Origin of the sequence: uncultured Marinobacter sp., assembly GCF_947488835.1 — a bacterium.
In the GTDB taxonomy this organism is placed as follows: domain Bacteria; phylum Pseudomonadota; class Gammaproteobacteria; order Pseudomonadales; family Oleiphilaceae; genus Marinobacter.
The window spans coordinates 267,666-287,798 of the sequence record NZ_CANLBK010000004.1 but is presented as its reverse complement, the minus strand read 5'-3'; the positions used below and the strand labels follow the sequence as shown (position 1 = coordinate 287,798).

Annotated in this window: 18 protein-coding genes and 1 pseudogene; 8 read left to right on the top strand and 11 right to left on the bottom strand. The window is 54.3% G+C overall.

Annotated features, from left to right (window positions below; genetic code table 11):
- Positions 1–23: 23 nt before the first annotated feature.
- The 4 genes and pseudogenes from argB to coaBC form a co-directional block, all read right to left on the bottom strand.
- Positions 24–920 carry an acetylglutamate kinase gene (argB, locus tag Q0824_RS14930; RefSeq protein ID WP_200202247.1) on the bottom strand — a complete coding sequence of 299 codons (897 nt, stop codon included), beginning with the start codon at positions 918–920 and terminating at the stop codon, positions 24–26.
- A gap of 51 nt (positions 921–971) precedes the next feature.
- A pseudogene (locus Q0824_RS14925) lies at positions 972–3,625 on the bottom strand (phosphomannomutase/phosphoglucomutase).
- An 84-nt stretch (positions 3,626–3,709) separates the two neighbouring features.
- Positions 3,710–4,171, bottom strand: a complete 462-nt coding sequence (gene dut, locus Q0824_RS14915; protein WP_298452387.1) for a dUTP diphosphatase — start codon at positions 4,169–4,171, stop codon at positions 3,710–3,712.
- A gap of 1 nt (position 4,172) precedes the next feature.
- Positions 4,173–5,372 (bottom strand): bifunctional phosphopantothenoylcysteine decarboxylase/phosphopantothenate--cysteine ligase CoaBC, encoded by a 1,200-nt coding sequence (gene coaBC / locus Q0824_RS14910; RefSeq protein ID WP_298452385.1) that lies wholly within the window; start codon positions 5,370–5,372, stop codon positions 4,173–4,175.
- Positions 5,373–5,558: 186 nt separating this feature from the next.
- Between coaBC and radC the strand changes: the two genes are divergently transcribed.
- From radC to rpmG, 3 genes are all read left to right on the top strand, one after another.
- Positions 5,559–6,233, top strand: a complete 675-nt coding sequence (gene radC, locus Q0824_RS14905) for a DNA repair protein RadC (RefSeq protein WP_298452383.1) — start codon at positions 5,559–5,561, stop codon at positions 6,231–6,233.
- A 218-nt stretch (positions 6,234–6,451) separates the two neighbouring features.
- Positions 6,452–6,688, top strand: a complete 237-nt coding sequence (gene rpmB, locus Q0824_RS14900; RefSeq protein ID WP_200202252.1) for a 50S ribosomal protein L28 — start codon at positions 6,452–6,454, stop codon at positions 6,686–6,688.
- A gap of 11 nt (positions 6,689–6,699) precedes the next feature.
- Positions 6,700–6,855 (top strand): 50S ribosomal protein L33, encoded by a 156-nt coding sequence (rpmG, locus tag Q0824_RS14895; protein ID WP_071263342.1) that lies wholly within the window; start codon positions 6,700–6,702, stop codon positions 6,853–6,855.
- Positions 6,856–6,929: 74 nt separating this feature from the next.
- On the opposite strand, the gene Q0824_RS14890 is transcribed toward rpmG, so the two are convergent.
- The 3 genes from Q0824_RS14890 to Q0824_RS14880 all read right to left on the bottom strand — a co-directional run bounded on the left by Q0824_RS14890 (position 6,930) and on the right by Q0824_RS14880 (position 9,245).
- Entirely contained in the window at positions 6,930–7,790 is an 861-nt protein-coding gene (locus Q0824_RS14890) for an endonuclease/exonuclease/phosphatase family protein (protein ID WP_298452376.1), read from the bottom strand.
- Positions 7,791–7,854: 64 nt separating this feature from the next.
- Complete coding sequence (locus Q0824_RS14885; RefSeq protein ID WP_298452373.1) at positions 7,855–8,490, bottom strand: thiol:disulfide interchange protein DsbA/DsbL; 636 nt, start codon at positions 8,488–8,490, stop codon at positions 7,855–7,857.
- Positions 8,491–8,636: 146 nt separating this feature from the next.
- Positions 8,637–9,245, bottom strand: coding sequence for a c-type cytochrome (locus Q0824_RS14880; protein ID WP_298452370.1), 609 nt, complete (start codon positions 9,243–9,245; stop codon positions 8,637–8,639).
- A gap of 173 nt (positions 9,246–9,418) precedes the next feature.
- Here Q0824_RS14880 and yihA point away from each other — a divergent pair, with 173 nt between their 5' ends.
- Positions 9,419–10,057, top strand: coding sequence for a ribosome biogenesis GTP-binding protein YihA/YsxC (yihA, locus tag Q0824_RS14875; RefSeq protein ID WP_298452367.1), 639 nt, complete (start codon positions 9,419–9,421; stop codon positions 10,055–10,057).
- 165 nt (positions 10,058–10,222) lie between these two features.
- Here yihA and Q0824_RS14870 read toward each other — a convergent pair whose 3' ends face one another.
- Positions 10,223–10,903 (bottom strand): TetR/AcrR family transcriptional regulator, encoded by a 681-nt coding sequence (locus Q0824_RS14870; RefSeq protein WP_298452656.1) that lies wholly within the window; start codon positions 10,901–10,903, stop codon positions 10,223–10,225.
- Positions 10,904–11,080: 177 nt separating this feature from the next.
- Here Q0824_RS14870 and Q0824_RS14865 point away from each other — a divergent pair, with 177 nt between their 5' ends.
- From Q0824_RS14865 to coaD, 4 genes are all read left to right on the top strand, one after another.
- Positions 11,081–12,526, top strand: a complete 1,446-nt coding sequence (locus Q0824_RS14865; protein WP_298452364.1) for a coniferyl aldehyde dehydrogenase — start codon at positions 11,081–11,083, stop codon at positions 12,524–12,526.
- Positions 12,527–12,595: 69 nt separating this feature from the next.
- Positions 12,596–13,231, top strand: coding sequence for a hypothetical protein (locus Q0824_RS14860; RefSeq protein ID WP_298452361.1), 636 nt, complete (start codon positions 12,596–12,598; stop codon positions 13,229–13,231).
- Positions 13,232–13,284: 53 nt separating this feature from the next.
- Positions 13,285–14,877 carry a GMC family oxidoreductase gene (locus tag Q0824_RS14855; RefSeq protein WP_298452358.1) on the top strand — a complete coding sequence of 531 codons (1,593 nt, stop codon included), beginning with the start codon at positions 13,285–13,287 and terminating at the stop codon, positions 14,875–14,877.
- 99 nt (positions 14,878–14,976) lie between these two features.
- Complete coding sequence (gene coaD, locus Q0824_RS14850) at positions 14,977–15,459, top strand: pantetheine-phosphate adenylyltransferase (protein WP_298452355.1); 483 nt, start codon at positions 14,977–14,979, stop codon at positions 15,457–15,459.
- Positions 15,460–15,518: 59 nt separating this feature from the next.
- On the opposite strand, the gene Q0824_RS14845 is transcribed toward coaD, so the two are convergent.
- From Q0824_RS14845 to hemB, 3 genes are all read right to left on the bottom strand, one after another.
- On the bottom strand, positions 15,519–16,805 hold the full coding sequence (locus Q0824_RS14845) for a DUF945 family protein (RefSeq protein WP_298452352.1): 1,287 nt from the start codon (positions 16,803–16,805) through the stop codon (positions 15,519–15,521).
- 22 nt (positions 16,806–16,827) lie between these two features.
- Entirely contained in the window at positions 16,828–18,969 is a 2,142-nt protein-coding gene (gene ppk1 / locus Q0824_RS14840; protein WP_298452349.1) for a polyphosphate kinase 1, read from the bottom strand.
- A gap of 66 nt (positions 18,970–19,035) precedes the next feature.
- Positions 19,036–20,073, bottom strand: coding sequence for a porphobilinogen synthase (gene hemB / locus Q0824_RS14835; protein WP_298452653.1), 1,038 nt, complete (start codon positions 20,071–20,073; stop codon positions 19,036–19,038).
- Positions 20,074–20,133 lie beyond the last annotated feature (60 nt).

Sequence of the window (20,133 nt, the reverse complement as noted above, 5' to 3'; positions counted from 1 at the left end):
AGCGCGTCAGTTACAGAAAATCATCAGTTACGTGATATCAGGGTGCCAACACCCTCATCGGTGAAGATTTCCAGCAGGCAGGCATGGGCCACGCGCCCATCAATGATATGAGAGGTGCGTACACCGTTCTCCACGGCGCTCAGTGCGCAGCGAATTTTCGGCAGCATGCCGCCGTGAATGGTGCCATCTTCAATCAGATCATTTACTTGTTGCGCCGTTAACCCGGTGAGCACTTTGTCTTCCTTGCTCTTCAGGCCAGACACATTGGTCAGAAGCATGAGCTTTTCAGCCTTCATAGCTTCTGCAACTTTACCGGCTACCAGATCCGCGTTGATGTTGTAGGAGGTGCCATCCGGCCCCACACCAATGGGTGCAATCACCGGAATCACATTGCTGCGGGTGAGCATATCAATCACGTCCACATTGATGCTCGCCACCTCGCCAACACGCCCGATATCGATAATCTCGGCGCGCTCCAACTCCGGTGAGCGATCAACTACTTCCAGCTTGCGTGCGCGAATGAGGTTAGCGTCTTTTCCTGTAAGACCGATGGCAGTACCGCCCTGAGCATTAATCAGTGACACAATTTCCTTGTTCACCTGACCGCCCAGCACCATTTCCACCACATCCATGGTGGCGGCATCGGTCACTCGCATGCCATTCACAAAGCGGGACTGAATATTGAGGCGCTGCAGCAGCTCGCCAATCTGGGGGCCACCGCCGTGAACCACAATAGGGTTGATGCCCACAAGTTTCATGAGCACCACATCACGAGCAAAACTGCTTTTCAGCTCCTCGTTTTCCATGGCATTGCCGCCATATTTAATAACCACTGTTTTCCCGGTAAACCGTTGAATATATGGCAAACCACGGCTTAGAACAGTAGCCACCTGCATTGCTGTTTCACGATCCAGCGTCATCTTTTTGCCTTAATAAATCAGAATAAAAACAGGATTCCTACTGGGCTGCCATCAGAAGTCAGCCACAAGATCCGGTGCTACTTTCTGGAGCTGGGCCCGGAAAACATCTTTTATCCGCTCCAACGCCTCTTCCGTTTCAGCTTCAAAGCGAAGTACCAGCATGGGTGTGGTATTAGAGGCGCGGCACAACCCCCAACCATCGGCGTAATCCACACGAATACCATCAATCTTGCTGATATTACCGTCGCCAAAATCACCCTCTGCACCAAGTTGCTCCATTATGGTGAACTTGCTGCTTTCGGTGACTTCAACGTTAAGCTCCGGCGTGCTTATATCCTCGGGGAAGTCTTCAAACACTTCGCTACTGTGCCGGTCTTCTATGCCCAGTATTTCCAGCAGCCTGGCCGCTGCATATAGGCCATCATCAAATCCGTACCAGCGCTCAGCAAAGAAAATATGGCCACTCATTTCACCTGCCAGCAAAGCGCCGGTCTCCTTCATCTTTGCCTTCATCAGCGAATGACCGGTTTTCCACATAATGGGGCGCCCACCCGCTTCCGAAATCACACCGGCAAGCCGTCGGCTGCACTTCACATCGTAAATCACATCGGCACCGGGATTTCGTGACACCACATCCCGGGCAAAGAGCATCAGCAGGCGATCTGGCCAGATAATCTTACCGGTATTCGTCACCAGACCCAGCCGGTCGCCATCGCCATCAAAGGCCACACCAAGATCTGCGCCTTCGGCCTTCACTCTTTCAATCAGATCCGCAAGGTTGGCTGGCTTGCCAGGGTCCGGATGATGATTCGGGAAGTCTCCGTCCACCTCGCAGTACAATGGAATAACCTCACAGCCAAGCTCTTCAATCAACATGGGGCCCAACTCGCCCGCAATGCCGTTGCCGGCATCTACAACAACCTTGAGCGGCGCTGCCACTGCGATATCGCCCACAATTCGATCAAGATAAGCCCGGCGAACATCTTCAGAAGACTGCTCACCACGGCCCGCAGCCAGATCACCGGTCTTTACTCTCCGGTAGAGCGCCTTGATGGCGTCACCAGAGAGGGTTTCACCGCCCAGCATGATCTTGAGGCCATTGTAGTTAGCCGGGTTGTGACTTCCCGTCACCATAACACCCGACCCATTTTCAAGGTGATGGGTCGCGAAATACAACACCGGCGTTGGCACAGCGCCCACATGAATCACATTACAACCGGATGCCATGACACCACGAGCCAGCGCGTCTGCCAGCCCGGGGCTCGAGTGGCGGCCATCGTAGCCTATGCACAACGATGACAACCCTCGGCTGATGGCCTCTGACCCTATGGCTGTGCCTATTTGCAGCACAACAGACGGAGATAAGGTCTCGCCAACAATGCCCCGAATGTCGTAGGCCCTGAAGATGTCCGGCGACATTTCAACAACTGGCTCATCGACCTCTTCAACATCTGGCATGTCTCCGCCAGCAAAGAACGAGCTGTCGCTCGAACCACTGCCAAAGCCCAGAACATCTTCATCGCCGTCCAACATATCAATATCAGGTATGTCGCTATCCTGAAACAACGGCTCAGCGTCTCCAATCTCGGCCGACCCACTTTTCTTGGCGGGCTTCGGCTTCGCTGTCTCTGCAGCTTTTGACAGGCGCTTTTCTACAACCTGGGAGAGCCTGTAAAGCACCTCGGCGGCGGAGGCAACCATATCCCACTGGAAGCTGGGCAACTTTTGTCGCTCACCACCAAATACCTTGTGAGCCCACTGAATCAAGTTGGTCACTTCCTGGCGCAAATTCTTCTGGGCGCTAATCAGCAATACCCACACCAGTATGGCGGCTATGACAGACGGCACACCCATCAACAGCGCAACCCAGATGATATTGATGGGAGGCTCTGGAACGGCGTTCGGTGTATAGCGCAGAACCCAGTCAGGGTTGGCGAGAGTCCGGGTTTCAGCTGTACTTGCATTTGCTCCAGCACTGCCGCCGTTACTCACGAACGTGCGGGATGCTCCGGAGACGGTCTGCACTAACGCTAACTCGCCTCCAAGCTGAGTGTTGTTAACGGAGAGAAGCGGCTGCAACTGAGTGGCATCAAATACCAGCAGAAGACTGCCCACGACCGCCTTACTGGAAGGGTTGCGAACCGGAACGGCCATCTGGACATACCAGCGATTTTCACGCGGGAACGCATCCGGGTGCAGGAGTTGAGTGTTCTCAGCGCGACGAGCCAAATCAAGACCCGCAAAACCAAGCAAGCCGTTTGCGTCGCCAGTTCTGGGAATCTGGCGATATGGAAACAGATAGGCTGCCTGCACGCCGGGTAAGGCGGTCGCCAATCTCTGCTGGACCGTGGCGGGATCTGCACGATCCATCAACGCATCTACAACATGAGGCTGGGTTGCCAGACCATTCACGCTCTGCTGCATCAAGGTAAGGTACTGACTTATGCGCTGAGCGCAGCATCGGCTTCAGCGGCTTTCCAGGCGCTGTAACGTTGCTCGGCCGCTGGCAGCAATACCAGAAAATAAACGAGAGCCACTGCTGCAACAGCAGCTACCAAAACAACCAGCGCCTGCTTGATCGCCGTCTGTCCCAGATGGATCATTTTAGAGCTTGCGGAAGCCCGGGATTTTGGTTTTTTTTCTGCTTTGGCTGTCGGTTGCTCATCAACGGACACCTCAGTCACTTTCTTCTTACCCAGTTTCATAGTTCATCCTGCAATTATCTTTTTTGTCCTGGACAAGCACTTGTCGGCAAAGTATAGACGCCACAGCGGGTTTCTGCGCTAAGGCTAGCGGGTTCCGGTAGAGCCGAAGCCACCCTCGCCCCGGGCGCTGGCATCAAACTCGGAAACCACTTCAAAATTCGCCTGAATTACCGGCACCAGCACCAGTTGAGCAATCCGCTCGCCCACTTCCACAGTGAAGGCGGTGTTGCCGCGGTTCCAGCAAGACACCATCAATTCGCCCTGGTAGTCGGAATCGATCAATCCAACCAGATTGCCCAGCACAATGCCGTGTTTGTGACCCAGCCCGCTTCGGGGCAGTATCATGGCCGCCAGAGACGGATCTGCAATATAAATGGACAGCCCGGTTCGGATGAGCTGGGTATCCCCGGGATGCAGGGTCAGGGGCTCATCAAGGCAAGCCCTCAGATCCAACCCAGCCGATCCTTCGGTGGCGTACTCGGGGAACGCAATCTGGTTGCCAATCCGGTCATCAAGAATGCGTACCTGTAAATTTTTTTTGCTCATGTTATTCCTGTTTCAGATGTTCGCCAATCAGCGCTACGAGACGCGATGCAATAGCTTTTTTGGTGTCTGGCCCTATCGCCTCTTGCCCATCCGGCCAGAATACCGTGACGGCGTTATTGTCGCTGTTGAAGCCAAGGCCGGGAACAGAGACATCATTGGCGACAATCATGCGCAACTTCTTGCGTTGCATTTTGTCCTTGGCGTAGCTGGCCACGTCGGTAGTTTCAGCGGCAAAGCCCACAGTAAACGGGGCATCGGGGCGCCCGGCAATGGTTGCCAGAGTATCAGGGTTACGCACCAGTGGCAGCGCCATGGACTCACTGGACTTTTTGATCTTGTCATCAGCACGACTCTCTGGCCGATAATCCGCCACGGCTGCCGTTGCGATAAACAGGTCGCAGCCTTCATCAACCGCGTCCATGGATGCCTTCAACATGTCTTCGGCTGTCACAACAGGGCGTATTTCAATTCCCACAGGAGCCGGCAAGTTGACCGGGCCGCTCACCAGCACAACGCTGGCACCCGCATCCCGCGCCGCAACCGCCAACGCATAGCCCATCTTGCCAGAACTGTGGTTAGTGATATAGCGCACAGGATCTATAGGCTCACGGGTAGGGCCGGCGGTAATTACGACACGCCTGCCTGCAAGCTCTCCAGCCCCGGAATGCTTGTTCATGATCAGGGCAGCGATTTCCGCAGCCTCAAGCATTCGCCCGGGCCCATTGTCACCGCAGGCCTGTTCACCCTGTGCCGGGCCCCAGAGCGAAATTTGCAGATCACATTCCAGCAAACGTATGTTGCGCTGGGTACGCTCATTGCCCCACATAGCCTGGTTCATGGCAGGAGCTACTGCGATGGGCGCCTCAGCTGCGCAACAGACAGTGGTCAGCAGGTCATCAGCCATGCCCTGAGCCAGCCGCGCGATAAAATCCGCAGAAGCTGGCGCAATAACTACCTGATCGGCCCACTTGGCCAGCTCTATATGTCCCATGCCAGCTTCGGCTTCAGGATCCAGCAGAGTCGTCCGCACTGGCTCACCACTAAGCGCCTGGAAGGTCAGAGGGGTTACGAAGGCTTCAGCGCCTTGCGTCATGATAACCCTTACCTCATAGCCAGCCTTTTTCAGCAAGCGCACAAGCTCGGCACTTTTATAGGCTGCAATGCCACCGGTTACACCCAGCAGAATTTTTCTGACGGCCATCATAAGGCTCCGTATCCGCTTAATATGAAAGGTTTATAAGATAGCATGCCCAGCGGATACCGACAGCCTGCAAGGTAGCTCCCTCGTTTACCATTTGTTGCTTTTTGAAGTAGTCTTCGTAACTGAACGGCGCAGGAAGCGCGAAAACCCCGGAAAATCCCGAAAACAATTCGCAAGGAAGCTGACATGACCGACCCCGTCTGGCCTATGGATGAGCGCCCCCGTGAGCGACTACTCGCCCACGGCCCCGAAAGCTTGTCTGACGCAGAACTGCTGGCCATTTTTCTACGCACCGGCACCACCGGCATGCCGGTTATGGAACTCTCGCGCTTTCTTCTGCAGGAGTTTTCTGGCCTGCGCGGATTGCTGACAGCCTCCCGTCGGCAATTCTGTGGCGTGAAAGGGCTGGGTACCGCGAAATATGCACAGGTTCAAGCCGCCATGGAAATGGCCCGCCGTGTAATGGACGAGCCTCTGCGCCAGGGCGACCCACTTCGCTCCCCGGAGGATACCCGGCGTTTTCTCACCAGCCGGCTGGGCACCTACCCTCACGAAGTTTTTGCGGGTCTTTTTCTGGACAACCGGCACCGGGTTATTCAATACCGGGAACTGTTCAGAGGTACTATTGACGGCGCAGCCGTGTATCCAAGAGAAGTGGTGCGTCAAGCGCTGGAAGATAATGCGGCGGCCGTTATTTTCGCCCATAATCACCCCTCCGGAGTCGCCGAACCCAGTCAGGCAGACATCTCGCTGACCAAGCGCTTGAAGGAAGCACTCGGATTGGTGGATATCAGGGTTCTTGACCATATGGTGATTGGCCACGGTGAGGTAATATCCCTCGCAGAACGTGGATTAATGTAAGCCGTCGCAGGCGAATGCGCGAAAACTGGACAAAATCCCAACAATTTTTTGCGTTGAGGTGCTGGTTCTGGTATAAAAGCGTCCCTTTCTGGCGGCGTCTGGCGAGCAGCGTTCAGTTCAGGGGCGCAAACAGGAGTTTAATCACTCCTCGGCAACCAGAGACGCAATTAAAATCGAATTCGTATTTATTAAGACCATTGCTCAGGTCGGAGGCAAGTATGTCCAGAGTTTGTCAGGTAACCGGTAAGCGTCCGGTTTCCGGTAACAATGTTTCTCACGCGATGAACCACACCCGTCGTCGTTTTCTGCCTAACCTGCAAAGCAAGCGCTTTTGGGTTGAGTCTGAAAAGCGTTTCGTACGGCTGCGCACGTCTACCAAAGGCATGCGTATCATCGATAAAAAAGGTATTGACGCTGTACTGGCCGATCTTCGTGCCCGCGGCGAGAAAGTATAAGGAGCTGCATCATGCGCGAAAAAATCAAGCTGGTTTCATCAGCAGGCACGGGTCACTTCTACACGACCATGAAGAACAAGCGTAACACTCCGGAAAAAATCGAGATCAAAAAGTACGATCCGGTTGTCCGTAAGCACGTTGCGTACAAGGAAGCCAAGATCAAGTAATTCCTGATCCGGCATCCACAAAAAAACCCGGCAATTTGTCGGGTTTTTTTGTGGTCTCTTTTCAGAAAAGCACTTCAGAACTTTTCCAGATACCCATCGGGTAAGGCTATGTCCATGGCGATCGGCAGGTGATCTGACATGGGATAGCTCACCACTTCTGAATTCCGTATCTGCAAACTCGGGCTCACCAGAATATGGTCGAGCGCCTTCTCGGGTCGCCAACTCGGAAAACTGTGGGCGCTGTCCGGTAGAGGTATCAAATCCGTGTCTTTCAGGGGCGTCTGGGTCAATAACTGCTCCGCATGGGCGTTCATATCCCCCATCAGCACCACATGCCGGTACTTTGAAATCAACTCACTGATAAAGCCCAACTGTCGCTGCTGCGCTGATTTGCTCAAGGCAAGATGCATCATTACCAACACCAGCGGGTCTTCTTCGGTGCCGTAGCGGGCCACAATGGCGCCTCGTCCGGGAAGCCGACCAGGCAACTTGTATTCTTTTACGTCCAGGGGGCGGAACCGACTCAGCAAACCATTGCTGTGCTGGGCAATCTGCCCCAGGTTACGGTTGAGCTGCTGGTGCCAGTACGGAATTCCCGCCGCTTCGGCAAGGTACTGAACCTGATTGATGTGCCCGCTGCGCAGGCTGCCTCCATCACACTCCTGCAGCGCCACAACATCGTAGTTTCTCAATAGTGATGCTATACGATCCAGATTCTGGATACGGTTACGATGGGGAAGAAAGTGCTGCCAGCTTCTGGTCAGGTAGTGGCGATAGGACGATGTGCTGATGCCCACCTGTATATTAAACGTGAGCAACCGAAGGTGGCGTTGGGGCTCGAATAAGGGCACATGCTCAAGCCCCGAGTTAGAGCCTTTCGGCTCGCCCCGGGCGCTGATAATGCCATCGAGCTGCTTTCTGAAGCGTTTATACATGATACTTCTGCTGCTTAGCTCCGTTTCCCAACCCTAAAAGCAAGAAAGCCAGGCGAGGCACCGCTTAAGGGTTCGCAGCCTGCTCTTTCTCCACCAGATAATCCACAACGGCCAGCATCGCTTCAAGGCTACCCGCCATCGATGCACTAACCGTGTACTTACCATTTACCAGCATAGACGGTGTGCCTGTAATCCGCGCGCCGCGGATTTTAGCCTGCGCCTGCTGCATATGCGCATTAACCCCAAAACTTTTGAAATTATTCAGGAATTCATCACGATCCACGCCATAACCTGCAACAAAGTCAGCCAAGGATTCAGCATCATTCAACGGCCGACGCTGGCCCGCCAACGCCTCGAAAAGAGCGTCGTGCACCTTATCCAGCGAATTCATGGCCTCTAGCGCATAAAATGCCTGTGCGTGGGGAACCCAGGAACGACCCAGCGCAGCAGGGATACGCACGTAATTTACATAATCCGGAGCATTGGCCTCCCAGGCTTCGGCAAGGGGCTTGAAGTTATAGCAGTGCGGACAGCCGTACCAGAACACTTCGGCTACCTCGATACCAGGGCCACTGTCTGTACGTACCGGAGTGTCCAGTTTTTTATAATGTACGCCTTCCTGCCAATCATCCGCATTGGCTTGGCCAAAAACTGCCAAAGCAGCCAACAGCAGTCCCACTGTTCTGAGTGCTCGAAACATGAAATATCTCCAGATGTTGTAAATATCGTTATAAGGGAATTATGACCCGCCAAACCTGAAAAGTTCCACCGTTAGTGGATTACAGCTTCGACAGACGAAAAACCCCGCACTAGGCGGGGCTTTTTATCAGGCTGCGAACAATTGGATCAGTTCAGTCCAGAAATATAGCTGGAAACAGCCTTGATTTCTGCATCGGTAAGCCTGGCAGAAACATCCATCATAATCGCCGCGTTTGACCCACTTGCACGGGTGCCATCGCGATAGGCTTCTAACTGCTTAGCCAGGTACTCGGCATTCTGCCCACCAATGTGCGGATACCCGGCTGGCTCATTACCTTTACCCTGCGGGTTGTGGCAAGCAGCACAAGCGGGAACACCAGAAGCCAAATTGCCACCACGGTATAGCGCGGCGCCCTTCTCTACCAACTCCGGGTCGGCCTGGCTGACTACCATCTCCTGCTGCGCAAAGTACGCTGCCAGATCTTGCAGGTCCTGCTTTGATTTGCCAGTGAGCTGACCTGTCATCTCAGGAATTGAGCGCGAATCTTCCTGAATGGCCACCAACTGGTCAAACAGATACCTTTCGCCCAGCCCGGACAGCTTCGGATAAGCCCCCATAATCGGCTTGGCTCCACCTTCACCATGACAGGCCTGGCACGCTGCCGCCGCCTGCTTTCCCGCTTCAGGATCACCTGCCCCATGCGCCATTGCTGTAAGGCCAACGCCGAAAACAAATCCTGCGATCAGTTTCTTCATGCTCGCTCCGCTTCTCTCATCTCGAATATATTCTTGGTTTACAGCCGGCAGGCGCTGTTCAGTCAGGCTCAAGACCAGGGCTGACAGCGGTTACGCCAAGCGTACCGCCCGGAATTGGTGTAGCATTATACATTAATCTCTAATAACTGAAATCCAAAGGAAAGCCAACCGCTGTGGACTCTGACCTGACTCAAAAAAGCATCTCTTTTAACAGCGCTCGCTTCCTGATTAGCGCGCCCCGGCTGGAAGACTGCCCAACAGATATAGGCGCAGAAGTAGCCTTTGCCGGACGTTCGAACGCAGGAAAATCCAGCGCCATGAACGCCATTACTGCAAACGGCAAGCTGGCCCGAACCAGTAAAACACCCGGTCGCACGCGCCTGATCAACTTTTTCTCCCTGAACCGCGAGAACGCCCGGCTGGTTGATTTACCTGGGTACGGTTACGCAAAAGTATCCCGGGACATGAAGGATGACTGGCAAAAGCACCTGGGGCAGTACCTGAACCAACGCCAATGCCTAAAGGGCCTGGTTCTGGTGATGGACATTCGCCACCCGCTCACCGAATTTGATCAGATGATGGTGGAATGGTGCGAACATAACAAGTTGCCACTGATGATTCTGGCAACCAAGGCCGACAAGCTGAAGTTCGGGCAAGCCAAAACTACCATGCTGGAGATCGCGAAAAAGCTAAAGGCATTCACCTGTGTGGAGCACCTGATTATGTTCTCGTCAACATCCAAGCGCGGGGTTGATGAGTGCCGGGCGGCACTGACAAACTGGTTGGAAGATTCGGCAGAAGGCAGCCAATAGCGCAGAAAAAACCGGCCTGTTTTCACAGGCCGGTAAAAACGTCAGGGTTTGCGACGTGTTAAAACCTGAGAACTCACTCAGGGAGGCGCCAGAAATGTCCGAATTGCCAGCGCCAATAACTAAGACACACCCTGTCCGGAAAAGTTCCGCGCAGGGAATCCGGGCTCAGCCTGCCGAAACCTCACGCTCATCTTCCTGCTCTGGCATGGTTGGCCGGTATCTCTCCCGAAGTTCCATAACCTGCTCACGATAAACCGGCGTCACATACGGTAGTTCCAGCGTCAACACTTGATATATACCCTGCTTCAACTCATGCAGCGTCAGGCATGCGGACGCTTTTTCACCGTGGGCGGTTTTCAGAAAGGCCATCCAGTTGGTGACAATCAACCAGACGTTCAGCGACATAGCGGCCCGGAGAGCATCGGGCTGGGGTTCCAGAATGCCACCCTCGGCCAGTTTTTCGAATATTTTGCTTATGGCCGCCAAGCAACGATCGGTGAACTCTCGATAGTCACTGCGCAAACGCTGATCTCTATCCAACAGGTTTTCAAGATCCCTGTGGAGAAACCGATAACTCCACAGCCCGTCAAAAACAGACTCCAGATAGAACGTCATGTCGTCCAGGTTCAGGGGCCGGTTTTCAGGGATATCGAGGTAGTAATCCACCAGCTTTTCATATTCCTGGAATATCTCGTAAATGATGTCGGACTTGTTGCGGAAATGGTAATAGAGATTGCCCGGCGAAATCGCCAGGTACGCAGCAATATGATTGGTTGTTACGTTACGCTCGCCCTGCTCGTTAAACAATTCAAGGCTCGACAGTAATATCTTGTCTCTGGTCTTCATAAGCTCATCGGCGTTTGTTGTTTTGCAGTTCACAGATGGCCTCATTGGCCATTGGAGTCGCTTGACTACCTAGAGTATATACTCTAATAATACCCTACAGTGCAAATTGAGCGTTTTTTCGCCACAACAAAACATCGGGCCGCCGCCGTTACGGGACGAAGCCAAAAGGAGGACACCATGGGTGCCAGCGTTGTTCAGCCCACAGAGAGCAAAAGTCACATTCAACAGACCCACCGGGTGTTTGAGCTTCAGAAAAAAGCGTTTCACGATCACCCGGCGCCTACGCTGGCAGAGCGTCAGGAAAACCTGGAACGCCTCAAGCAGGCCCTGTTGTCCTACCAGGATCGTATTCTGAATGCCATTGACCGGGACTTTTCCTGTCGTTCACGGGATGAATCGCTGATTGCAGAGGTCATGCCTTCCATTCAGGGAATCAATTACACTCAGAAAAATCTCGGGGGCTGGATGAAGCCTTCGCGTCGGCACGTATCCATACTGTTTCAACCTGCCAGCAACAAGGTTGTGTACCAGCCTAAAGGTGTTGTTGGCGTTATTGTTCCCTGGAACTACCCGCTGTACCTGGCGGTGGGGCCACTCGTTGCCTCACTTTCGGCTGGCAACCGCACCATGATCAAGATGTCTGAGTTCACCCCTCATACCTCGGCGTTGTTCAAAGAGCTTATTGAAGCCACGTTCCCGGAAGACCTGGTCGCCGTTATCAATGGCGAAGCCGACGTCGCAGCGGATTTTTCAGCGCGGCCTTTCGACCACATGCTGTTCACCGGTTCCACCTCCGTAGGCAAGCTGGTAATGCGCGCCGCGTCCGAGAACCTGACGCCGGTTACCCTGGAGTTGGGCGGCAAGTCACCGGCCATAGTTTCCCCGGATGTTCCACTTGAAGACGCTGCCCAGCGCATCGCCTTCGGCAAGGCGTTCAACGCTGGTCAAACCTGTGTAGCACCAGATTACGTGCTCTGCCCGGCTGACCGCACCCAGGCCTTTGTGGACGAGTTCAGGGCCCAGCTTTCTAAAATGTACCCTTCTATAAATGACAACGACGATTACACCGCGATCATCAATGAACGGCAGTACAACCGTCTAAAGGGTTACCTTGACGATGCCAAAGCCAAAGGCGCTGAGCTGATCGAGATCAACCCGGCAAAAGAGAATGTGAGCGTTAGCAGCCGCAAGATTCCGGTGACCCTGGTACTGAAAACCACGCCCGACATGAAGCTCATGCAAGATGAGATCTTTGGCCCAATCCTCCCGGTTGTGAGCTACGGCAATCTCGATGAAGCCATTCAATTCATCAATGACCGCCCGCGCCCACTGGCTTTATACTTTTTCGGTTACGACCGCGAACAGCAAAGCCAAGTGACCAGTAAAACGCTGTCTGGTGGGATGTGTATCAACGATTCGCTGATGCACGTTGCTCAGGACGACCTGCCATTTGGCGGAGTAGGGGATTCTGGAATGGGCCATTACCACGGCAAGGAGGGCTTTTTGACCTTCTCACACCAGCGCGCCATTTTCGCGAAACAGAAGTTTAACAGCGGCAAATTTGTATATCCCCCTTACGGGACATCTGCCCACAAAATGATTTACAAGCTGTTCATCCGCTAAACAACTCGCACAGCAACCGGGGCCCTACGCCCCGGCGATCGCCTAATCCAAAATAAGAGCGAGCCGACTATGACCGACCCTCTCACCCCATCCGAAGGGCTGGATGCTCTCTCCCTGGACCGACGCAGCTTTCTTCGCACCGGGCTGGGGGGCGCATTATTTCTGGGCACCGTTAGTGTCACTGCTGGCCTCAGTGGCTGTGCAACAGCGCCCGCCGGCCGCCTTGGCGCTGTCGCCCCTCGCATGGATGCGCGCTACCAATTCCAGTTTCTATCCGCTGATGACATAGAACTATTAGAAGCTCTGCTCCCGGCCATCCTCGGTTCCGCACTTCCGGAACAAGCTAACAACAGGCGCATCGCAATTGCGGGCACAGTCGAACGCATTGATATGGGCATTCACAAATTTGGCCCGGCGAACCAGAAAGAGCTCAGGCAATTGTTCGACCTACTCAACTTTAGCCTTACACGGGTCACCATTGCCCGGGTCTGGCCAGCATGGCGCGACGCCACGACAGAGCAAGCTGATGCGTTTCTACAGCGATGGCGCTCGAGCAGCATTGGCCTTTTCAACAGTGGCTACATGGCGCTGACCAAAATAAGCAACGTGGCATTCTATGGCTACCAGGAGAACTGGCAGCTTTCGGGCTATCCGGGACCACCCGACTGGGCCGTTAAAGCTCTGCCACAATTCCGCAAAGCCTGACACTCAGCCTGCTGTTTTAGCCAGATATTTTACCCAAAGGGGAACCACCAACCATGTCGTTCAGCGATCGCATTGCCCAAGGCCTGGAATCCGGCTGGAAAGTTATCGACGGCGCCACGCTTACCGAAAATCATACTGCTGAGGCGGATGTGGTTATTGTGGGCACTGGAGCGGGTGGCGGCACCACCGCCGAGATACTCGCCAAAAGTGGCTTCTCAGTTATCCTGGTTGAGGAAGGCCGCCTGTACTATCAAAAAGATTTCAAAATGGACGAACTCACGTCCTACGCAAACCTCTATCAGGAAGGCATGAGCCGCACCACAAAAGATGGTGCCATCGCTATTTTGCAGGGGCGTTGCGTGGGCGGTTCAACAACGGTCAACTGGACCAGCAGTTTCCGCACTCCCGACGAAACACTTAACTACTGGGGCAAGCGATTTGGTTTGGATGCCCTGAGCCCGGCGGCTATGGCGCCCTGGTTTGAGGGGCGTGAAACTCGCCATTCCATGTCGCCCTGGAATATGGATCCCAACCTCAATAACGACGTATTGCGGCAGGGATGCGAAAAGCTCGGCTTTAGCTGGCAGATTATCCCGCGCAATGTGAAAGGCTGCTGGAACCTCGGATACTGCGGCGTAGGCTGCCCGACCAACGCCAAGCAGGGCGCGCTAATGACCACCATTCCCGGCGCGCTGGACAACAACGCCAGCATGTATCACGGGCTGCGCGCTGAACGGCTGGTGATGAATCAGGATCGAATCGAATCCCTCGAAGCCACTGCTATGGCCAGCGATGGCATCACGCCTACCCGAGTTACGGTAACTCTCAAAGCCAAGCACTTTGTGGTTGCAGCAAGTGCCATAGGCTCGCCCGGCCTACTGCTGCGCTCCAAGCTGCCCGATCCCTACGAACGGGTTGGTAAGCGGTCATTTATTCATCCCGTTAACGCCAGCGTTGCGCAAATGCCCAAACTGGTTGACCCGTTTTACGGCGCACCGCAGTCAATTTATTCCGATGAGTTCAATTTCCGCAACGGCGTGGATGGCGAGGCAGGTTATAAGCTGGAAGTCCCCCCTCTGCACCCGGCCATGTCGGCAGGCGTTGTCCCCGGGCACGGCGATGAGCAGGCTAAGAACTTGGCCGGCCTGCCATGGATGCAATCGGTTATCGCTTTAGTTCGGGACGGTTTTCACGAGGACAGCCCCGGCGGTACCGTGTCCCTCCGGGCCGATGGCAGCCCAATGCTGGATTACCCTGTCAGCGACTATCTATGGAAGGGCCTTCGTAGCGCGTTCTACACCATGGCAGAAATCCAGTTTGCCGCCGGCGCGGACAAAGTGCGCTTGATGCACCTGGATTCTGATTGGTACTCCAACTGGGCGGACGCGAAGGCAGCCATTGACCGCTTTTCCATGGAGCCTCATCGGGTTCGCTTGTTCACCGCCCATCAGATGGGCGGCTGTGCTATGGGAAGCAATCCGGAAGAGTCTGTGGTTAACGGCTTTGGCGAGCATCATCACGTGAGCAATCTGAGCGTTCACGACGCCTCGATTTTCCCCACCAGTATTGGTGCAAACCCTCAGCTCTCGGTTTATGCCCTGGCCGCGAGAAACAGCTCGCGATTGGCACAACGGCTGAAAGCATAATCGCCATGGCTCTTCGCGTTAGTGAAGAGCTTGCCACCCGGTCTACAGAAACTCCTGGAATACTGATACTCTGGGCGCCTGTTAAAAAAGGAGCTGTGAATGCCTAAAGTTATCTATCCGGGCACCTTTGACCCTATTACCAACGGCCATACTGACTTGATCAGACGGGCCAGCAATCTGTTTGATGAGGTAGTAGTTGCCGTCGCCTACAATTCCAAGAAGCAGCCATTATTTGATCTGGAAGAACGCTGTGATCTGGTGCGGCAGGCAACCGTCGGCATTCCGAACGTGAGTGTGACCGGCTTCAGCTATCTGCTCGCCGATTTTGTCCGGGACCAAAATGCCACGGTGATTCTCCGTGGCCTGCGGGCGGTTTCAGATTTCGAGTATGAGTTTCAGCTTGCAGACATGAACCGCAGTTTGGCTCCGGAACTGGAAAGCGTGTTTCTAACGCCCTCCAACCACCTGTCTTATATTTCCTCAAGCCTGATCCGGGAAATAGCCTCTCTGGATGGGAATGTATCGGAGTTCGTGGATCCGATTGTGGCAAAAGCGCTGAAAAAGAAATTCAGCGAGCTCTAACACACAGTGTTTAGCAACAAAAAAGCCCCGTTATGGGGCTTTTTTGTTGCTTTGTCCCGTTAAAACACTGGGGGCAAAGGAATTTCCTGGCCATTGACCTCAACAACCATGTTGGCCAGTTTCGCTGACAACACCAACCGGTCACCATGGGGCACCAACAGGCCTTGTTTGACAAGCGGCGCAAGCTGCATACGCACAGCCGGATACTCATCTACCAGCACGGCAGGTACGCTCAAGTTCATATCTCCGGTGAGTTGCTGCATCACCATCAACATGTTCTCTTTCTGCTCGTCAGTCAGTTCCGGATGACTGAGCACCAGGCTACCGGTTACGGCGCCTTCTGGCGTGTCCAAAGACACTTCCGGAACACCTATCGAAAATCCTGCTGCCGCCAAGTTCCTCATGGCCGTATTCACCTGCCCCATGGCTTCCATCTGCCGCTCAAACGTTTCGCGGCCTCCGGCATCTGGCGCAAAGACCATACTTTGGAGTTCGGTCATGCTGGTGCTCAAACTGTTCCAGCTCTCTACATCGAGGTTTTCCAGTGCGAACGCCAGTTTATGTGGGCCGTAGGTTTGATCCTCAAACCGAACCTTTTTCGCCTCGATCAACAACCGGGAATCCAGGCGCCCTGCACTGTCTTTCGCCTCAGTGCTGCTGCGGGCAAGCAAACCCTCGATGGTTAAAGGGGCGGCGTCAGGAGGCGTCAATTCAACCGAGGCTATCGACGCTTCCATGGTACCGGTCCAGACGCCACCGATCAGATGAGCCATGCTCTGCTCAATCCGGAAGTTATTAACCCGGATGTTCATATCCGGTCCGGAGAGACTAATCTGTGGCCAAACGACCAGCGCTTCAGCCTGGGAGCCTGCGTCACTTACTTCAATACGAGCAACACCAGAACTGGCTCTCAATGACTCTCCGGTCTCCGGGTTACTAATGGCCATAGCTGGCGCTTCCAGCTCAAGCACAGCGGTACCCCAAAGGCGCGTTTCCAGAGTCAGCCTTGGCCACTCCTGAAACCAGTCAGTGCCCTTCGGCGCCCAGCCCTCAACAGGCACGAAATCCATAAAGCTCCCGGTAATGCCATGGGTCACGCCGGCACGGTAGGCTATCCGGTGTGTTTGACCACTTTCCGGATCAACCATCGTGACCGCACCACTCAAGTCCGAGCCGAAATAGCCCCTGCGATAGTCGTCTGTCTGCATCTGGATAAATGGCTGCGACTGATTCAGCTCATGGGTAACTTGCTGCCACTGCCGCTCCGTTGCATACCCCACGACCCAAGGCATTGCGCCGGCGACAACCAATACACCTACACCGGCAATGATCCACTTTGCTTTCAAGAACTCTCTCCGTTTGAAAATGTCAGGATTTGCCTGTCAGGCGATCCAGAAGAACCAGTTGCGAGGCCACTCGCTCTTCACCTTCGGCCAGCTGATTCTGAACGTAACTGCCATCGGGCTGCAACATCCAGGACTGGCAGTTATCCGCCAGATACGTATCCAGGTCTTCGCGCACCCGCGCTATCAGCTCCGGGTCTTCAATTGGAAACGCTATTTCAATCCGGCTTAGCAGATTGCGCTCCATACAGTCTGCACTTGAGCAGTACACGTCGGGCTTGCCGTCATTACCAAAATAGTAGGCTCGTGTGTGCTCGAGAAAACGCCCCACAATGGAGCGCACACGAATGTTATCTGACAGCCCCGGAACCCCGGGCCTGATGCTACAAATTCCACGCACAATCAGATCAACCTGCACTCCCGCCTGGGAGGCTCGGTACAGCGCCTTGATAAGCTGCACCTCTGTTAAAGCGTTGATCTTGATAATGATCTGCCCTTTTTCTCCCAACGCTGTTTCACGCTCAATCAGACTGATCAAGCGTTTATGGAGGGTAAACGGGGCATGGAACAATTTTTTGATTTTCAGCGCCTTCCCCATACCGGTTAGCTGCTGAAAGATCTTATTGACGTCGTCCCCAATGGACTCGTCACAGGTCATGAAACTGTAATCGGTATAAAGCCGCGCATTCACCGCATGGTAGTTTCCGGTGCCTAGATGCACATAGCGGAGCAGCCGCCCTTCCTCACGACGTACAATGAGAATCATCTTGGCATGGGTTTTATAGCCCACAACGCCATACACCACGATCACACCGGCTTCCTGCAGCCGGCTTGCCAATTCCAGGTTCTCCGCCTCGCTGAATCGGGCCCGCAATTCAACAACTACAGTGACTTCTTTACCTCGCCGGGCCGCATCTGCCAGCGCTTCAACAACCTCTGAATTGGCACCCGTGCGGTATAGCGTCTGGCGGATAGCCAAAACTTGCGGATCTTTCGCGGCCTGGCGCAGCAGGTCCACCACAGGACTGAAATTCTGAAATGGATGATGCAGCAATATTGGCCGTTTCCGGATTGCATCAAAGATGGTTTCTTTGCTGCGGATCTGCCGGGGGATGGCAGGCGAGAAGCTGGAATAGTGCAAATCAGGACGATCCACCAAGCCGGTAACCGCCATCAACCGTGTGAGGTTCACCGGCCCGTTAACCTGGTACAAATCTCTCTGCCCAAGGCCGAATTCAGTCAGCAAAAACTGCACGAGCTCCTGAGGACAGTTATCCGCAACCTCCAACCGAACCCCATCACCAAAGCGGCGACTGAGAAGCTCGCCGCGCAGCGCAGATGCCAAGTCTTCCAGATCGTCTTCCAGCTCCAGATCGGCGTTGCGGGTGAGGCGGAACTGATAACACCCTTTAACCTCCATCCCCGGGAACAACTCATCGGCGTGAGCGTGGATTACAGATGACAGGAAAACCAGATTCTCTCCACCGGTGCAGACTTCGTCCGGTAAGCGCACCAGCCTTGGCAAAGAGCGCGGCGCAGGCACTATGGCCATGCCCGTCTCGCGGCCAAAGGCATCTTTGCCGTCCAGCTCAACAATAAAGTTCAGGCTTTTATTAACCAACCGGGGGAACGGATGCGAGGGGTCCAACCCAATAGGACTGACTACCGGGAGAATTTCTTCATCGAAATAATTGCGCACCCACTCGGCCTGCTCCGGCGTCCATTCTCTGCGGCGCACAAAGTGGATGTTCTGCTTTTCCATCTCCGGAATAAGCACATGATTCAGAATATCATACTGCTCATCAATGTACTCGTGGGCAATACGGCTGATCTCACCCAGCGCCTGTTCCGGCATGATGCCGTCAGCACCCAGAGTTTCCCGGCCGTACTTGATCTGCTGGCGCAGGCCAGCCACCCGGATTTCAAAAAATTCATCCATGTTGCTGCTGAAAATGCAGCAAAAAATCAGCCGGTTAATCAGCGGATGAGTGGTATCCAGCGCCTGTTTCAACACTCGGTAATTGAACTGAAGCTGGCTCAGCTCACGGTTAAAGTAGTTTTCACTGGCATCCAGATCGACCAACTCTCCTTCGGATGGAAGATCTATGGGAGCAGGTACACTTTGCCCACCACCCGTTGTGAGATTTCTGACGATTTCCGCTCTCATGGCCTCTCAATTCCTATCTGATTATCCGCCTGCCGCTTCCCGGCCCGGGGTAGTCCGTTAACAGCTTCAGCCCTGCCTGGCCCGCATCAGCCGGGCTGCGCGCACGGCAAAATAGGTCAGGATACCGTCTGCTCCCGCACGGCGCATGGACATTAAGCTCTCCATCATTACGGTGTCACCATCAAGCCAGCCGTTCTGTTCTGCGGCCATATGCATAGCGTACTCGCCACTGACCTGGTACACGAATGTGGGCACCTGCAATTCGGTTTTTACCCGATGCACGATATCCAGGTATGGCATGCCGGGTTTGATCATCACCATGTCCGCACCTTCAGCAAGATCCATCATCACTTCCTGAATCGCTTCGTTGCTATTGGCTGGGTCCATTTGATAAGTGGTTTTATCACTTTTCCCCAAATTGGAGGCGGAACCAACGGCGTCCCGGAACGGGCCGTAATAACCGGAAGCGTACTTGGCAGAGTACGCCAGAATGCGTGTATTAATATGCCCCGCAGACTCCAGCGCCTCACGAATGGCAGCAACTCGGCCATCCATCATATCGGATGGCGCCACGATATCAGCACCGGCATCAGCGTGTGAAACCGCCTGATTCACCAAGGCCTCAACGGTAACGTCGTTCAGCACATAGCCTTCATTATTGATAATGCCATCTTGCCCATGGGTGGTGAATGGATCCAATGCGACATCCGTGATAACGCCCAGCTCGGGATGCGCCTTCTTCAGCGCTCGGACAGCTCTCTGTGCCAACCCGTCTGAATCCCAGGCCCCGGAGCCAGACAGATTCTTTTTATCCGCCGCGACTACCGGGAACAGCGCGATTGCAGGGATACCCAGCTCCACCAGTTCTGCCGCCTGCTCCACCAACAAATCAATACTCAGGCGGTCCACTCCGGGCATGGACGGTACCTGTTCGCGCTGGCCCTCGCCCTCTAATACAAAAACCGGGTAAATCAGGTTATCCGGCGTCAGTTGGCTCTCCCTTACCAGCCGACGGGTAAAGTCGCTGGCGCGATTGCGACGCAGACGGGTACTTGGGAAAACTCGTGGCGTTGATAAAGGCACGGAAAACCTCCTGAATGGCATAACAATGAGTAGGATTGAAAATCCTGACACCCTGATGGCGCCGTTTGCACCATCATACAC

Coding starts and splice junctions, on each gene's coding strand:
- argB (WP_200202247.1), bottom strand. CDS start 920: ATGACGCTGGATCGTGAAACAGCAATGCAGGTGGCTACTGTTCTAAGC.
- dut (WP_298452387.1), bottom strand. CDS start 4,171: ATGAGCAAAAAAAATTTACAGGTACGCATTCTTGATGACCGGATTGGC.
- coaBC (WP_298452385.1), bottom strand. CDS start 5,372: ATGGCCGTCAGAAAAATTCTGCTGGGTGTAACCGGTGGCATTGCAGCC.
- radC (WP_298452383.1), top strand. CDS start 5,559: ATGACCGACCCCGTCTGGCCTATGGATGAGCGCCCCCGTGAGCGACTA.
- rpmB (WP_200202252.1), top strand. CDS start 6,452: ATGTCCAGAGTTTGTCAGGTAACCGGTAAGCGTCCGGTTTCCGGTAAC.
- rpmG (WP_071263342.1), top strand. CDS start 6,700: ATGCGCGAAAAAATCAAGCTGGTTTCATCAGCAGGCACGGGTCACTTC.
- Q0824_RS14890 (WP_298452376.1), bottom strand. CDS start 7,790: ATGTATAAACGCTTCAGAAAGCAGCTCGATGGCATTATCAGCGCCCGG.
- Q0824_RS14885 (WP_298452373.1), bottom strand. CDS start 8,490: ATGTTTCGAGCACTCAGAACAGTGGGACTGCTGTTGGCTGCTTTGGCA.
- Q0824_RS14880 (WP_298452370.1), bottom strand. CDS start 9,245: ATGAAGAAACTGATCGCAGGATTTGTTTTCGGCGTTGGCCTTACAGCA.
- Q0824_RS14870 (WP_298452656.1), bottom strand. CDS start 10,903: ATGAAGACCAGAGACAAGATATTACTGTCGAGCCTTGAATTGTTTAAC.
- Q0824_RS14865 (WP_298452364.1), top strand. CDS start 11,081: ATGGGTGCCAGCGTTGTTCAGCCCACAGAGAGCAAAAGTCACATTCAA.
- Q0824_RS14860 (WP_298452361.1), top strand. CDS start 12,596: ATGACCGACCCTCTCACCCCATCCGAAGGGCTGGATGCTCTCTCCCTG.
- Q0824_RS14855 (WP_298452358.1), top strand. CDS start 13,285: ATGTCGTTCAGCGATCGCATTGCCCAAGGCCTGGAATCCGGCTGGAAA.
- coaD (WP_298452355.1), top strand. CDS start 14,977: ATGCCTAAAGTTATCTATCCGGGCACCTTTGACCCTATTACCAACGGC.
- ppk1 (WP_298452349.1), bottom strand. CDS start 18,969: ATGAGAGCGGAAATCGTCAGAAATCTCACAACGGGTGGTGGGCAAAGT.
- hemB (WP_298452653.1), bottom strand. CDS start 20,073: ATGCCATTCAGGAGGTTTTCCGTGCCTTTATCAACGCCACGAGTTTTC.